Genomic DNA, 14,997 nt, shown 5'->3' on the forward strand with positions numbered 1-14,997 from the left:
TATCCCGTATATTCAACTGCAGAACAACCCACAATAACGTTGTAGTTTTCTGAATCTGTAAAGGTGGTTGAGGTATGAACGACAAAAAGTGGGACCTCGTCGCACTTGCTTCCATCCCGGTAATCATGACGCTGGGCAATTCCATGCTGATTCCCATCCTTCCGCAAATTGAACGTGAATTGAAAGTTTCCTCATTCAAAGTCAGCATGCTAATTACGGTTTATGCGGTCGTCGCAATCCTGCTTATTCCACTTGCAGGGTATCTGTCGGATCGTTTTGGCAGGAAAGCCGTCATTATTCCGAGCCTGATCATTGCAGCAGCTGGAGGCGCGGTAGCAGGAGGAGCAGCCTGGATGCTGAATGGAAATGCTGCATACTGGATCATTCTCTCCGGCAGGCTTTTGCAAGGGATTGGGGCAGCGGGGGCCTTTCCGATTGTCATTCCACTGGTAGGAGACATGTTCGATGATGAAAACGAGGTGAGTAAAAGCCTTGGGATCATTGAAACCTCGAATACTTTCGGTAAAGTATTAAGCCCCATTTTAGGTGCAGCACTGGCTATGTGGCTTTGGTATTTGCCTTTTATGGCCATTCCGGTACTCTGTGTGCTGTCATTGGTCCTGGTTATTTTTCTGGTGAAAACACCTAAGAAAGATGAGGAACCGCCAAGCTTTCCTGAGTTTATTGCTTCCATTCGCAGTGTATTGAAAGAAAAGGGACGCTGGCTGTATGCCATTTTTGCAATCGGCGGTATTTGCATGTTTGTGCTTTTTGGTGTGCTCTTTTATCTATCGGAGACCTTGGAGTCGGAGTTCAAATTAAAAGGCGTACTCAAAGGTCTCGTGCTTGCCATTCCGTTGGCAGCCTTGTGTCTGTCGTCTTATCTTGCCGGGAAATGGATTGGGAAGAACAAGACAAGAATGAAATGGCTTGGGTTTATCGGACTTGCTGTTTTGACTGTGTCTCTTGGCGTAATCGGGCTTTTCGACAACATATATGTGGTCGTTGGTTTGTTCACCCTTGGAGGTGCAGGCATAGGGGCCATATTGCCCTGTTTGGATGCCCTGGTTACTGAAGGTGTGGATAAGGAACAGCGCGGGACCATTACGGCCTTGTTTAGCAGCATGCGTTTTATTGGCGTGTCTCTTGGTCCACCAATCGTCTCATTATTGATCGGATCCCACCACTTTCTTCTATTTGGTATTCTTGCCGCGTCCGGAGCGGTAGGAGGGTTGCTTACATTGCTGGCAGTCAAACCGGATCAGGGGAATGAACCCACCTCAGGTACCGGACAGAAAAAGCATGAACGTAATCATGATGATGTCAAACAGCCTAGCAAATATGTACAGGGGCGGAGAAAGAAAAGTCCATTCTGAATATGAGACATAAAAAATGCGTCTACACTGGAGTCTAATTCCCTCACAGTGTAGACGCGTTCCCATGGAAATCGTCATTTTATTTGGATTCGTTATTTTTCCGTTCCGTTGGTAGGCCGTCTTCGGTTACCGTTTCGTTCTTCTCATGTTGTCCCGTATTCTGCGCTTCTATATGTGTATGAGAGAGAAGCGGATGAACAGGCACACTGAACCCTCCGCTTCGTTTCCCCTGAATCAGGTAAATCAGCAGAAAAATAATCATAAATATAACAGAATAACGGTACATATCCGTATAACTGGTCATGGAAGCGATCGCACCAAGCAAAAGGGCACCCGTAGCAATCCCAAGATCCAGCGTGTTTAGAAACATACCGTTCGCCATACCGCGCTGTGAAGGAGAAACAATCTGAATCATCCACGTTTGCAGTGAGGACTGCATGGAGCCATATCCGATTCCGTATATAAATGCAGCAACAAACACAATGGACATGGAAGTGGCATAGGAAAGAATGATCAGTCCGACAGCGATGAATATTGCCCCGGGAATCAGTAAGGCTTTGGGGCCTTTACTGTCATAGATACGTCCTGCAAAGGGTCTGACCAGCAATACAGCAAGAGCGTTAAATAAAAAGAACAACGCAGGGTTAGCCAGATTGGCTTCCTTGCCATAGAGGACGATAAATCCAACCAATCCACCATAAGTGATGGACAGCAAACCATTCAGAATACTTGGCAGAATCAGCTTGCGATTAAAAGGGGTCTTTGCCTTAACGCCAGACACCGCAGCTGTTCCAGCTGGTGATGTCTGCATCACGTCAGCTTTGTTGCTGACAGCTTTCTTGCGTGTCAGTGAATAGCTGAGCGGATAGATGACCGCTATAACCCCTGCGGTACATAACATAAGGGTTACAAACCCGGCTCCTTGTAATACCGTGACCCCAATAATGGGACCCATGGACATCGCTAGGCTTGTAGACAGGCCGAAATAGCCCATACCTTCACCCATGCGTTTTACGGGCACAATATCCGATGCCATCGTCGGGAAGGCCGTGCTGCTCATGCCGAACCCGATCCCGAATACCATGCGCAGCAATAACAGGACAGCAATACCTGCTGCAAAGTAATATCCAAGTGTAGCGAGCAAGGCAACGGTCAGGCCAATATAGATCATGGCATTACGAAGACCCTTCTCTAATGCTTTCGCGGAGTAGAGTCGGGCAGCAATGGCGCTGAGGGCAAAAAGACACGTGAAGAGGCTGACTTCAAAGGCATTGGCGTGAAAACGGTCCTGCACATAGGAAGGCAGTGGAGATACAATCATATGAAGCTGCAGAAAGAGTAAAAAGTTGCATAACATAAGCAAAATAAAATCGGTTGTCCATAGATTGACTTGTGTTGAGTCAGAGTTTTTCATAATTTTGTTCATTCCCCCTGGTGTAAAATTCGTTACAGGTTGCTGTTCATGAGGGAAAGAGTATGTTTAAATGCTTCCATCTGGTCTTCGGGAATACCTTCAGTAAGATTTTTATTCATTTCTCTTTCGAGCGGAACCAGCTGATCAAGCAATGTTTTTCCTTCTTCGGTCAAATAGAGCAAATACGCTCTCCGGTCCTGTTCGCTGGTACGGCGATCAACCCAGCCTTTCTTTTCCAACAGGTCAATAATCCGTGCAGTAGTGGGCTGGTCTTTATAGACGCGCGTGGCAACTTCCTTCTGATTCACCCCTTCGCCTTTACCGATATTAAACAGAACAGAAAATTGCTCTGTCGTAATATCATAGGGTTTGAATCGAATAGCGAGCAAAGCCGAAGCTTTGCGGTGTGTCATGCCCAGCATAAATCCAATGGATTGGTCGAGCGAATAGTCCATCCCCATGTAAATCCTCTCTTTCTTTCAGCAAATTACTCTCAATGCATTTAATTGTTATAACAACTATATGCCAAACAACTATTTTTGTCAAAGCAGAGCTGAACTTGTTTTATGCAAAGCTTTGGAAATGCTGATAAAATAGAAATGCCACTGTATGCAATAATGTAGGATACATGTTGGTGAGGTTACGAAGATGAATCTGCTCCAGCTGATCATGGAGCCGACCAAGGAGAGTTGTGTATGCTGAAGAACATTCCCGCAATAATACCTCCGGAACTGCTGAAACTGATGTCTGAAATGGGGCATGGAGATGAGATGGTATTGGCCGATGGCAACTTCCCTGCAGCCAGTCATGCCCAGCGACTGATTCGCTGTGATGGGTTGGGTACCGTGGAATTGCTGGATGCCATTCTAACATTGTATCCACTGGATACCTATGCTGAGCGGCCGGCAGCCGTAATGCAGGTTGTCAAGGGTGATCAGGTGGTACCCATCATCTGGGAAGATTACCGCAAGTTGATTCTTGACCATGAAGGGATCGCGGACCCCTTTGATCACGAAGAGCGTTTCGCGTTTTATGAAAGGGCTTCCCGAGCTTATGCAATCATCGCAACCGGTGAACGTGCGCAGTATGCCAATCTGATTTTGAAAAAAGGGGTCATTTTCCCGGAAACGGACTCTCCGCAAGCACAAAAGGCTGAATTGTACTAAATGCAAGTCACGGCGAGGGAGTGGCAGACGCTTTGCTCGCCTTTTTGTTTTTTCCAAAACGCATCCAGTATATAACAACATAGAATATAGGCATACATTCGATAAGCACGCCATATGCAGCAATGGCATAAGAACGAATAGCCATTTCATAGGCAGCCGCATCTTTTGCATATTGAAGTACAAAAGAGGCGGCCGTTCCTGCAAGCAGATAGACGACTGTTTTATTCTGACGGACCCCTGTTAGTTTGGCGAGGCAAACGGAGGCTACGTACAGCAGAAATGAACTGCGGGTAAACATCGTTGTAGACCAGATGGCAATCAGAAAAGGATCGAAATTATCCAGAAAATCGCCATAACGGGCAAAACGTATCATCTCCAGCAGCGGATAACGAAGACTACTGGCTTCATACGGTCCAAAACTCATCAAGGTAAACATCCAGAACACGATAATAAATATCACAAGCGTTAAGCCTGCGAATAACATACTTCTCAAAAGTGGACGTCTGAAAGCAACAGCGGGGGCGAGGAACAGAAACATCATCCATTCAGAAAACCAGGGCATGGTTGAAAACGAGCCTGTGATAATTTCTCCCAGATCATGATGAGTTAACATGGCGAGCAGAACATCCGGATTCCCCCCGCCCGTTACCGCAGGCATGATAATAGTGGACGTGAAGATTTGAACCAGAAATATGCCCTCTGACAAATAGACGATCGTAATCAAACCTGAGCGTGCCGAAAGACTGATACATAAAACGGTTATGGTTGCTGTTATCCAGATGGGTGTCTCGGGCAAGTACATGGATTGCAAAAAAACGATGAAATTCTCCACATCAATGGATATCAAATACAGGCACAGCAACACAATGAGACTGAGGAACAACTTGTGAATGACCTTGCCTACAATTTCTTCCCCAAAATCAATCCAGGGCCGATCCGGATGCACAGCCCCCAGTCTGTAAGTGAAAAACAGAAGAATCAGACTGATGGCGAACCCGCCAAGCGTGGATAACCATCCCTGATAACCGCTCATTTTGAACAATCGCTGGAGCAAAAACGCAATAGGTGCGGAATATAGAAAGACAAACATAAAGCGGTAGGCCTGTCCGGCAGATAGTTTGATCATGGCGTACTCCTTTCATTAGCCCAAAAGGCGGTCTGCCCAGCCGAAGAGCAGCCTGATGATATCATTGGGATTAGGCCATCCCGGTACTGAGACCGCGAGGGTATTCCATACCAGAAATATCGCCAGCAGAATGAAATAAGCCCGTTTCATCCCCTTTTTGCTGGACTTGATCAGGGGCCACTCCAATATGTACAGCACGGCAAACAAAACAACAGCTACCATTCTGTTTTCCTCCTAAGTGGCCTTGCACTTGTCCTTCTCTGTTCTTATCAGAAGCTGGACTCCGAACCTACGAACTGGATGTTGATTTTGGTATTAACCTGAAACTGCAATTCGTTTTTGACATACTCATTCCAAACGGGCCGCAGCTGTTCCCAGATTCGTGGATATGCCCACTCCAGTCGATAACCGAGCATCAGAATATCGGCTTCTTTGCGTTGGCCCTTTCTTATCGCCTGTGTTAGATAGGCACTCACTTTTTCATTTGCCTTCTTTTCAATCGTTCGAACACCCACAATGTCTTTGACCTTGAGGAGGGGAATCACGGAATTTATCTCTGCCTTTCCGAGTAGAGTAATGTCAAAAAAAGGACGTCCGTTGACAAGCCTGACCTTGATTTTGGAATTCAAATTGTAGACTGTCATGCTCGCTTTTTCTTTGTTGGTTTCCACGGAGACGGCTACGGTATCCAATTTGCGATTGGCCCAGGCAACGCTCCTCGTTTCCTCAGCCGGAATAGAATCGACCATTTTCATCTGTTTAAAAAGAGCAGCCCCTACCTGACTGGTCCATTTTTTGCGAGCGTTATTCTCACTTTCCATCGCAGTTACTCTGCTTTGCAGCAAGGGGGCCGCAAAGCCCTGGTTCATTTTATCAGCGGTAAGTACACTGATTACTTGCGTTTTTAGCATATTTTCCTCGGTTGCAAATTCTCTTAGAACATCACTTGGTGTTTCTTCAAAAACGGGAGTTAGATCAGCTATATCTCTGGCTCTGCCCTTGGCAACCATGATGTAACTGCTCAGATGGAACAAAGGTTCACGTGAGATCCATTCCATCGTATCTTGAATTCCCTCTCTGGCGTATGCTTCGCCGAATACCACGACACGTGTGTGTCCCCAGGAAAGCTTTCGTGTGAGATCCGTTTGGATTTTCTCCATAGCATCAGCTATAGTGTATGCTGTTGCCGAAACGAGCGCATATGGATTTTTTCCAGATCCGCCCGTACCTTCCGGTGAAATTCGATTGGGAAGTGGCATGCTTAGAGAAAGATCGATTTCACCCGGTTTCTCTCCTTTATCCACATACATGGCGGTTATAAAAGATCGTTCATTAATTTCGACTTTGGACCAGCAGCCACTGCACATTAAAACGCACATCAACACGACAATCAGTTTGAGGGGCATCACTCCATATTTCATCAGGTTTTTTGCCTCTTCTCATCCGTATCTACGTAGGCTGCCGGCCGCTTTTTCATCAGAAACCAGGGCACTCGAACGATGGTATCCTTGATATCACGCAGTACGAGAGGGGCGAAAGGCTGCATGTAGGGAACGCCAAATGAGCGAAGACTGACCATATACCAATAGATCAGATAGATCGAGATCACCATGCCGAAGAGACCCAGGGTGCCACCCATAAAGAGCACCGGAAAACGAAGCAGCCTGAAGGCCAGCCCCAGCTCGAAGTGCGGGATGATGAAAGCGGCGACACCTGTGATGGAAACAACGATAACGAGCGGTGCTGATACGATTCCAGCCTGTACGGCTGCTTGTCCAATAACAATCCCGCCAATAATGGATACCGTCTGACCGAGCGGCTTCGGAATACGTATTCCTGCTTCGCGCAGACCTTCAAAGGTCACTTCCATAATGAGCGCTTCAATCAGAGCGGGAAAAGGGATATTTTCTCTCGCAGATGCGATGGTGATCAGCAGGTTGGTTGGAATGATCTCCGGATGAAATGTAGTTACGGCGACATAAAAGGATGGCAGCAGAAAGGCTATAAAGGCAAACAGCAGGCGGATAATTCGGATAAAGGACGCAGAATGAAATCGTTGATAGTAATCTTCCGATGACTGCATCAACGAGAAAAAAGTAACCGGAATGAGCAGGGAGAAGGGGGTTCCGTCCTGCATGACCCCAATCCGCCCTTCAACCAGTGCTGCGGCAACTGTATCGGGTCTCTCCGTATATTGATATTGTGGAAAAGGAGAGAGCGGATGGTCCTCAAGAAATTCAGACAAATAACTCACACCCAAACTGCTATCCATATCAATATTACCGAGACTTTCCAATACGTTTTCCAGAATATCCGCTTTGCATAACCCTTGAATATATACAACGAATACCTCGGTCTTCGTATATTTTCCGATGGTGAATTTGATCATCTTCAGATCGGGATGTTTGATTTTGTGCCGAAGCAGTGACATATTTACATGAATATCTTCAATGAAGGCTTCCTGAGGGCCGACAACCACGACTTCATTGGTGGATTCGGGCACCGAACGCCTTTGATAATTTTGAAGAGCAAAATGAATCATGCCCGAAATACCTTCGATATATAAGGCCGCATTACCTGACACGAGATCATCCGCTATAGCTTCTGCTGATTCCGAGTGATGGCTGTTGAGCGTGAAAAATGATCCGGTCATGACACGAGTGATGAAGAGGGGATCCATTTCATTTCGTGAGGCCTCCTCAAGCAGCGGTTTGATGATGGCTTCTCGCATTGTAGGAGTATCCACGATAGACTGAATATAGATGAGTTCACAGTGAAAGGGTCCAACTTGAAAAGGCTGATAGATCATGTCGGCAACACCCAATAGACGAGCTTTAACCTGTTCATAGATATGATCTGTTTCCATTTCAGTTCCTCCTCCCTATGCTATAATGCTAAGCCGGCGACCTGACTATAGTGTGCGACGCTTCCAATGAAATATACTTTTAAGTTTGGATTATCGAAATATATTACAAACTTTGATGCAGATCATGAATGGGGAGATGATTAGCTGTGCTTTAAAATAAAAGGGTGGAATGAAACAATAAAAGATTTTATATTTCGAAGGAGCTGAGAAGATGGCTTATCGGATCAGACGGGCTGAGCTTGGCGATATTAACGAAGTGGCGCAGTTGTTCAATGAATACAGAATGTTTTACGATCAATCTACAGATCGGAAGGGGGCTAATGAATTTATTAGAGCGCGAATGTTGCGAAAGGAATCCGTAATTTTGATTGCAGAATCCGAAGTGAATACAGACGATGGAGATGAGAGCAGCTTCGAGGACAAGCCTTTGTCCAGTGGATTCGCGGGATTTGTGCAGTTGTATCCCAGCTTTAGCTCGGTGTCGATGAGGCCCATTTGGGTGCTGAATGATCTGTATGTACATTCGGAGCATCGCCAGCGTGGAATTGCGCGAAAACTGTTGCAAGCCGCAAGGCAATGCGGGCAAGAGAGTGGGGCCGTTCGAATAATGCTCTCAACTGCGATAAGCAACAAGAAGGCTCAGGCATTATATGAGTCGGAGGGCTATACGCTGGACACCGGATTCATGTATTATGAACTTCAAGTATAGAAACGTATGGAGAACCCAAAGTCAGGGTAAGCGGAGGGATTAGCACAAAATGATGCAGTGGATCGCCATGATCACCATGTTGATTGATCATATAGGAGCCGTTTTTTATCCGGAGGTAGGAGAACTGCGAATCATTGGTCGGATTGCATTTCCAATCTATGCTTTTGCCATTTACATCGGTTATAAACATACTCGCAACGTAAAAACATACATATGGCGTTTGTTCTGGATGGCCATGATCTCCCAATTGCCGTTTATGGCGGCTTTTAATCATTTCTCGTTGAATGTGGTCTGGACCTTGTGGTCGGCACTGCTTATATTGCTCGTTCTCGATAAGCTGCCAGCCCGTATATTGGGAATCCCGATTGTAGTCGGGGCAGGATTGGTGATGGAGATCACCCATATGGATTATGGGATGTATGGTCTGCTCCTTGTATTGTTGTTCCGTTACTTCAAGGGACCAGTACTGGTGATGGCCCACCTGCTCTTAAATATACTGTATATTTTTCTGCACAGCAGCTCCGTTCAGATGTACAGTGTAGTCGCTACCGCAGGAATCGCAATTGCCCAGTATTATAACGCAGGGTTCCGTCTGAAAGGACCCCGCTGGATTTGGCGTTATTTTTATCCTGCTCATCTGGTTGTCATTGCGTTGATCCGCTGGATTTAAGAAGTCTTCATGAAGAAAGAAACCACCTCATCCGTCATCACTGACATTGAGGTGGTTTCTTTGTATTTACATGGATGCAACATGCATTCACTTTATTGGTCTTACTCTATCACTGGAGAAGTGCCCGAATGCGGTCGGACGGCTTTAGGGAAATAGCCAATCTCGATGGCATGCTCCAGCATTTTTGAGATGAACCGATCATCCGTTTTGGCGCAAGAGATTCCGGCTGGTTCCACATAGGCAGTTGTTACAGGAGAGGCATAGACGTATGCAGAATCCTTGGCACCGTCTCCTTCAAGCTGGGCGATCGCCAGTTGAAGCGCCTCAGGGTCCTTGCTGACACTGCCATCGAACAGCCAGTTGGTGTACTCTGCAAATGGCAGGGTCTCCACTTCATAACCGGCCCGGTTCACAGAACGGATCAGATCGTCATAGCTGATAGGCTCCGGATTACAGATATGGAATACTCGTCCAGCCGTATCCTGACGTAAAGCCAGATGTGCAATTGCCTGACTCGCATAATCAATAGGTGTAAAATCAACCATCCAGTCGGCTGCTGGAGCCTTGCCCAGCAATAACATCGCTTTAATCATACGATAAAAGGCGTTGCTATCAATGTTGGATTGGAAACGTCCCGTTTCAGAATGACAGGTCAGATTACCTGCACGATAGATACTTACAGGTACACCTTCTTCAGCAGCAATCATAAGCACTTTCTCAGCTTCAAGCTTGCTGTCCGAGTACAGGTTGTCCACGTGCAGATCCGCAGGGAATCGGTCATATTGCAATGAGGACTCCCACTGTCCACTGAGTGCAAGATCTTCCGGTATCCCCATTGTGGATACATGGTGGAAGGAGGCACCCGGTTTGTGGCGAACGAGTTTAAGTAATGCGATGGTTCCATCTACATTGGTTTTGGCGAATTGCGCTGCATCCCCGAAATGTCGTACATCAGCAGCACAATGAATGACCCGGTCTATTCTTTCTTGCACGTAAGTCGTCTGCTCCGCTGAAAGATCAAGATTCGGCTGTTCCAGATCGCCTTCGATGATCTCGACGCGGGATCCGAGGAGAGGCAGCACTTCTGGTCCAAAGTAACCTTCCATTACGCTGCTCAGTCGTTCCATGGCAGAGCTTCCGTCTGCAGGGCGGCGAACAAGAGTATAGATACGTGTATTCGAAGTTAGAATCAGCTGTTGCAGCACATGGGATCCGAGATATCCGGTAGCCCCGGTCAGGAGCACATGCTCGGGATTCAGAATTTCCGGATATCCAATCTGAGATGAAAGCTCTACAGGATGTTCCGATAATTGGGTAATCACCCCGTCATTTACTGGTGAGTGAGTCGTTTCCTCTGCAGCGTGAGCCAGCGTCTCCACACGCTGTGCCAAGGCACGAATCGTCTTCTCGGCAAAAAAGTCGGCAATTTTCAGCTGCGGATAATGCGGCTTCAGAATGACCAGCACATGGATGACTCGAAGTGAATCGCCCCCAATGGCGAAGAAGCTGTCCTCCACACCAAAGTCATCATGCTGAAGAATTTCTTTCCAGGCTTCCAGGATAATCGCTTCGGTTTCCGTCTCCGGCAGCACCCGATCAGGCCGATCTTCATGACGCTCTACATGGGGGAGGGACACCATCGCTTTGCGATTGATTTTTCCTGTTGGTGCAATCGGCATTTCATCCAGCTGACATATCCATTTAGGTACAAAATAGGATGGGAGCTTCGCGGTTAGCTCGGCTTTGATGTCCGCAACGGAAAGTGTACTGCCATCTTTGGATGTAAAGTACCCTACAAGCATGTTTTGACCATCGGATTCCTTCTTGGGAATTACGGCGACATCCTGAACCTGATCCAGACGGGCAAAATGATCTTCGATCTCCCCGATCTCAATCCGGTGACCGCGAATCTTTAACTGTGAGTCGCTGCGGCCGACATATTCCAGCAATCCGTTATCAAGCATTTTGGCTATATCGCCGGACTTATAGATTTTCTCATCGATGGCAAACGGATTATCAATGAACGCCTGTGCTGTGCGCTCCGGCTGGTTCAGATAACCTTTGGCGAGTGCTGGTGTTGAGATATATACCTCGCCCGGCACACCTACCGGGCAGAGTTGCTGTTCTTCATTGACGATATACACTTTATAATTATGAATCGGTCTGCCAATTGGAATATTAACGACACTGTCCGGAACTTGCTCGCTAATTCGGTGAGTCGCTGTTGCTACCGTACATTCCGTAGGACCATATACATTGACGATATCAATCTGATTGCCGAATTTGCGCTGGAAGGCACGAACCTGCTCTCCATAGAGAGCTTCTCCAGCCACGGTGATGATTTTGACTTTGGCCAGCTTGTGGAAACCTTCGTCCGACAGGAAGGAAGCAAGCTGGTTGAAAAAGATGGTAGGCAGTATCGTAATAATCGTTGTGCCTGTTCGTTCAATTGCACTCGCAAACTCTTCAACGGATACACGTTCTTCCGCCGATAACAGGTACAGCTCTGCTCCGTAGAACAAGGCGCCAATCGTATCCCACACCGATGCATCAAAGCTATATGTAGCAAACTGGGTTAATACGTCACCTGCTTTAATATCGCAATCCCGTTGCACGACACTACCGAGATTGGTAACACCCCGATGGGCAATAAGTGCACCTTTGGGCTTACCGGTAGATCCTGAGGTATAGATGATATACGCCAAGTCATCTGGCTGAATATCCAGATTGGGGTTGCTTGCTGCAAATCCGGCCAGGCGTCCGTCCACGGCCAGAATTTGGCGAACCGTAGTAATACCTGAGAATAACCGTGCGGCTTCAGGTAAAGAGGACTCCTTGGTCAGGACAAATGATGAAGCTGTATCTTCGACAATATAACTGTTTCGTTCTTGTGGATGCTCAGGATCGACAGGAACATACACGCCGCCAGCCTTGAGAATACCGAGCAAAGAAATAATCGTTTCCAGGCTCCGCTCCATAAAGATGCTGACAAATTCCCCTTTTTGCAATCCGTTTGATAACAGCACACGGGCAACCTGATTGGCACGTTCGTTCAACTCTCTATACGTGTAACGACCGGTTGGGGAAGTAATTGCCGGTGATTCAGGATATTCGGCTGCTGTTGCTTCAAACCAGCCATGAATCGTCTGATGCTCTGGTTCGAGAACGGTGGTGTCATTCATTTCTCTGTATAACAACCGGTCTGAAGTGGACAAAATGTCCACTGTACCGATTGCTTTATTTTGATCTCGCAACAGGGCGAGAAGAAGAGTCCGATAATACTCCGCATATCTTGTGACCGTGGATTCATTCAGAAGTGAACTGTCGTAGAACAGATCCAGAATGAGCGTATCCTGATCATCACGAATGTTCCAGTTTAGCACTTGAGGAGCCTGAGGCAGCTGTACACGGTTAAACATGAACAGGGTTTCCGGAATTTCTTTGGTTTGATGCAAATTATGGAGCTGGAGATGATCTGAAATCTGACGCATCAGCTCACTGAAAGTTAACTTGCCCTGAATCTGCACCAACACATGGGAAGCAGCCTGATCTGGAGCTAGTGTGCCAATGGCGATTTCCTGTTCACCTGATAAACGGAACAATAATGCTGCATACGCAGACAATAACGCAGGGTAAACGTCTTCTGATCCATATTTCTGATGAAGTTCCCGACTTAGCGACGTTTCTAGTGGAATATGAGCGGACTCATAAGAGAAGCTTTGTTGACGGCGCCCATAATCCAGTGGAATCTGAAGAACCGGCAGGCCAGATTCCATGGTATGGGAAGACGATGATTGATTTTCGACCACTTCAGTTGTTCCTCCTTGGTTCAAACCGTTCAAATGTGGATTGAATTATAATTTACTTACATTAAAATGAGAAATCAGTTCTTGCAGTTCCTCAGACATGGTGTTTAGACGAGTAGAGGAATCAACAAGTGTAATCAGAGAAGCTTTTTGCTCATCAACAGATGAAGAGATCCGCTCACTGTTGTCAGCTGTCTTGCTCACACTGGCAGACAAGTCATCCGCTGTTGCGGTCATTTCTTCTGTACCTGCAGAGATTTCTTCTGTGGCGCTGGATACTTCCTGTATCTGATTGGATACTTTCTTGGCTGCTTCCAGAATCTCTTCGAACAATTGACCGGTCTGATGGGCTACACTAAGTCCCGTATCTACTTCGGAGGTACCTTGTTCCATTGCACGAACGGCCTGTCTAATTTCAGCCTGAATCTCCTGAATCAGTACAGCCACCTGGCTTGTGGATTGTTCGGACTGCTCAGCCAGTTTACGTACTTCACCAGCTACGACTGCGAATCCTCTGCCTTCCTCACCAACACGTGCTGCTTCGATGGATGCGTTTAGTGCAAGCAAATTGGTCTGGCTGGAAATGCCTGAGATGATATTCAGAATATCGCCAATTTCCTGGGAGCGGCTCTCCAGAACCTGAATGGCAGAAGCGGTGTTTTTAACAGATTCCGTAATCAGATTCATCTGCTCGGATACCTGACGGACAACAGTGTTTCCTTGTTGTGAACGGCGTTCCATTTCATAGGCTTCGTCTGCTACACTCGCCGAGCTGCTGGCAATAGTCTGAATGACGACAGCCATCTCGGACATCGCACGGGCACTGTCCCGGGTGGCCTGTTCCTGTGCACGAATGTTGGACGTAATTTGAGAAACGTTGTTATTGATGGAATCCGCATTCTCGCTGTTTCTTTCAGAGACTTCATATAGTTCCTTGGCAGACTCGTTAACTTCTTGTGAAGTGATTTGCACTTTGACGATAGTGTCGTTGATCTTCCGCACCATTAAATTGAACTTTTCATTCACAATTCCAAGATCGTCTTTGCCGGTAGGGATTTTGACATTCAAATTACCCCGACTTACGTCATCAATTCCTTTCATCAGGTGACGGATAGGGGAAAGTGTGTTTTTGACAACAAGATATTGGATAATCAGGAACAACAGCAGGAATGCTACCAGGATGATAATTCCGTTCTTGAGCAATTTGTTCAATCCGGCTGGTACCGCTGATGCATCTGCATCGATGGCAAAATAGGAGTAAATCTTGCCGTTGCTATCCTTGATCGGATACGCAATGGTTGTCCAGGTTCCGAAATCATCGGAATAAAATGTAGTGAATGTCGGGCGATCGGTGTTCATCATTTCTTTCAACGCGTTCGCTACAACGACGGGCTGTTCATACATGTCGCCGATATTTACATTCTCGCTTTGAAAAGCCTCCTTCAGATTGGTCGGCATGGCGACAAGGGAAGTTAACCGCTTATTGTCTCCGCCAAGTTCGACACCAAAGATGTAGGCTTGTGCAATGTTGGGATAATATTGTTGCATTTCATCAAAATAAGCACGTAATTTTGTTTGTACTTTTCCGTCATAGTTACCTTCTGCAATTGCTGCTTGTACTTCGGTAGAGTCGATACCCTCCGCCCACTTTTTGGTGATTTGTTCCACTTGTCCATGCAGCTGATCTACAAGAATCGTTTTTTGAAAGTAGTAGCTGCTGGCAATGAGTGCCACACCGATGATGATGATGTTCGTAAATGAGAGTAACAGATTTTTAGAAAAAAATGACATACTTTTCCAACTTAATGATTTCACTACAGTCCACTCCTGATCTTCTTTGGTTTAGAAACATCTATTGGTGCTC

At 46.6% G+C, this 14,997-nt stretch carries 12 protein-coding genes; 4 read left to right on the forward strand and 8 right to left on the reverse strand.

Features of this window, described 5'->3' with window-relative positions; translation table 11 throughout:
• Positions 1-74: 74 nt before the first annotated feature.
• Positions 75-1,376: a bacillibactin exporter BcbE gene (gene bcbE / locus ACFTRD_RS06955; RefSeq protein ID WP_379378323.1), complete on the forward strand. Its 1,302-nt coding sequence runs from the start codon at positions 75-77 to the stop codon at positions 1,374-1,376.
• A 79-nt stretch (positions 1,377-1,455) separates the two neighbouring features.
• Here bcbE and ACFTRD_RS06960 read toward each other — a convergent pair whose 3' ends face one another.
• Positions 1,456-2,790 carry an MFS transporter gene (locus tag ACFTRD_RS06960; protein WP_379378325.1) on the reverse strand — a complete coding sequence of 445 codons (1,335 nt, stop codon included), beginning with the start codon at positions 2,788-2,790 and terminating at the stop codon, positions 1,456-1,458.
• Positions 2,791-2,822: 32 nt separating this feature from the next.
• Entirely contained in the window at positions 2,823-3,245 is a 423-nt protein-coding gene (locus ACFTRD_RS06965; protein ID WP_062322280.1) for a MarR family winged helix-turn-helix transcriptional regulator, read from the reverse strand.
• 240 nt (positions 3,246-3,485) lie between these two features.
• Between ACFTRD_RS06965 and ACFTRD_RS06970 the strand changes: the two genes are divergently transcribed.
• Entirely contained in the window at positions 3,486-3,956 is a 471-nt protein-coding gene (locus tag ACFTRD_RS06970; protein ID WP_379378327.1) for an RbsD/FucU family protein, read from the forward strand.
• A 7-nt stretch (positions 3,957-3,963) separates the two neighbouring features.
• Here ACFTRD_RS06970 and ACFTRD_RS06975 read toward each other — a convergent pair whose 3' ends face one another.
• From ACFTRD_RS06975 to ACFTRD_RS06990, 4 genes are read right to left on the reverse strand one after another with little or no spacing between them, the layout of a single operon-like run.
• Complete coding sequence (locus ACFTRD_RS06975) at positions 3,964-5,082, reverse strand: GerAB/ArcD/ProY family transporter (protein WP_379378329.1); 1,119 nt, start codon at positions 5,080-5,082, stop codon at positions 3,964-3,966.
• Positions 5,083-5,097: 15 nt separating this feature from the next.
• Complete coding sequence (locus ACFTRD_RS06980; RefSeq protein WP_192266164.1) at positions 5,098-5,304, reverse strand: hypothetical protein; 207 nt, start codon at positions 5,302-5,304, stop codon at positions 5,098-5,100.
• A gap of 47 nt (positions 5,305-5,351) precedes the next feature.
• On the reverse strand, positions 5,352-6,503 hold the full coding sequence (locus ACFTRD_RS06985) for a Ger(x)C family spore germination protein (protein ID WP_379378331.1): 1,152 nt from the start codon (positions 6,501-6,503) through the stop codon (positions 5,352-5,354).
• The gene (locus tag ACFTRD_RS06990) at positions 6,503-7,948 is read right to left on the reverse strand and encodes a spore germination protein (protein ID WP_379378333.1); all 1,446 of its coding nucleotides are present in this window, start codon (positions 7,946-7,948) and stop codon (positions 6,503-6,505) included. Before ACFTRD_RS06990 ends, ACFTRD_RS06985 begins: the two co-directional genes overlap by 1 nt.
• A gap of 211 nt (positions 7,949-8,159) precedes the next feature.
• Between ACFTRD_RS06990 and ACFTRD_RS06995 the strand changes: the two genes are divergently transcribed.
• Positions 8,160-8,657, forward strand: coding sequence for a GNAT family N-acetyltransferase (locus ACFTRD_RS06995; RefSeq protein ID WP_379378335.1), 498 nt, complete (start codon positions 8,160-8,162; stop codon positions 8,655-8,657).
• Positions 8,658-8,706: 49 nt separating this feature from the next.
• Positions 8,707-9,327, forward strand: coding sequence for a TraX family protein (locus ACFTRD_RS07000; protein WP_379378337.1), 621 nt, complete (start codon positions 8,707-8,709; stop codon positions 9,325-9,327).
• A 101-nt stretch (positions 9,328-9,428) separates the two neighbouring features.
• Here the strand turns inward: ACFTRD_RS07000 and ACFTRD_RS07005 are convergent, their stop codons facing one another.
• Positions 9,429-13,136 carry a non-ribosomal peptide synthetase family protein gene (locus ACFTRD_RS07005; RefSeq protein ID WP_379378339.1) on the reverse strand — a complete coding sequence of 1,236 codons (3,708 nt, stop codon included), beginning with the start codon at positions 13,134-13,136 and terminating at the stop codon, positions 9,429-9,431.
• Positions 13,137-13,181: 45 nt separating this feature from the next.
• Positions 13,182-14,924 carry a methyl-accepting chemotaxis protein gene (locus ACFTRD_RS07010; RefSeq protein ID WP_379381214.1) on the reverse strand — a complete coding sequence of 581 codons (1,743 nt, stop codon included), beginning with the start codon at positions 14,922-14,924 and terminating at the stop codon, positions 13,182-13,184.
• Positions 14,925-14,997 lie beyond the last annotated feature (73 nt).

It is taken from the genome of Paenibacillus sp. NPDC056933 (assembly GCF_042674385.1).
Classification (GTDB): Bacteria; Bacillota; Bacilli; order Paenibacillales; family Paenibacillaceae; genus Paenibacillus.

What these genes read in the sequence shown, in the direction of transcription:
- ACFTRD_RS06980 (WP_192266164.1), bottom strand. Translation starts at nt 5,304, where the DNA reads ATGGTAGCTGTTGTTTTGTTTGCCGTGCTGTACATATTGGAGTGGCCC.
- bcbE (WP_379378323.1), top strand. Translation starts at nt 75, where the DNA reads ATGAACGACAAAAAGTGGGACCTCGTCGCACTTGCTTCCATCCCGGTA.
- ACFTRD_RS06965 (WP_062322280.1), bottom strand. Translation starts at nt 3,245, where the DNA reads ATGGACTATTCGCTCGACCAATCCATTGGATTTATGCTGGGCATGACA.
- ACFTRD_RS06995 (WP_379378335.1), top strand. Translation starts at nt 8,160, where the DNA reads ATGGCTTATCGGATCAGACGGGCTGAGCTTGGCGATATTAACGAAGTG.
- ACFTRD_RS07010 (WP_379381214.1), bottom strand. Translation starts at nt 14,924, where the DNA reads ATGTCATTTTTTTCTAAAAATCTGTTACTCTCATTTACGAACATCATC.
- ACFTRD_RS06975 (WP_379378329.1), bottom strand. Translation starts at nt 5,082, where the DNA reads ATGATCAAACTATCTGCCGGACAGGCCTACCGCTTTATGTTTGTCTTT.
- ACFTRD_RS06960 (WP_379378325.1), bottom strand. Translation starts at nt 2,790, where the DNA reads ATGAAAAACTCTGACTCAACACAAGTCAATCTATGGACAACCGATTTT.
- ACFTRD_RS06985 (WP_379378331.1), bottom strand. Translation starts at nt 6,503, where the DNA reads ATGAAATATGGAGTGATGCCCCTCAAACTGATTGTCGTGTTGATGTGC.
- ACFTRD_RS06990 (WP_379378333.1), bottom strand. Translation starts at nt 7,948, where the DNA reads ATGGAAACAGATCATATCTATGAACAGGTTAAAGCTCGTCTATTGGGT.
- ACFTRD_RS06970 (WP_379378327.1), top strand. Translation starts at nt 3,486, where the DNA reads ATGCTGAAGAACATTCCCGCAATAATACCTCCGGAACTGCTGAAACTG.
- ACFTRD_RS07000 (WP_379378337.1), top strand. Translation starts at nt 8,707, where the DNA reads ATGATGCAGTGGATCGCCATGATCACCATGTTGATTGATCATATAGGA.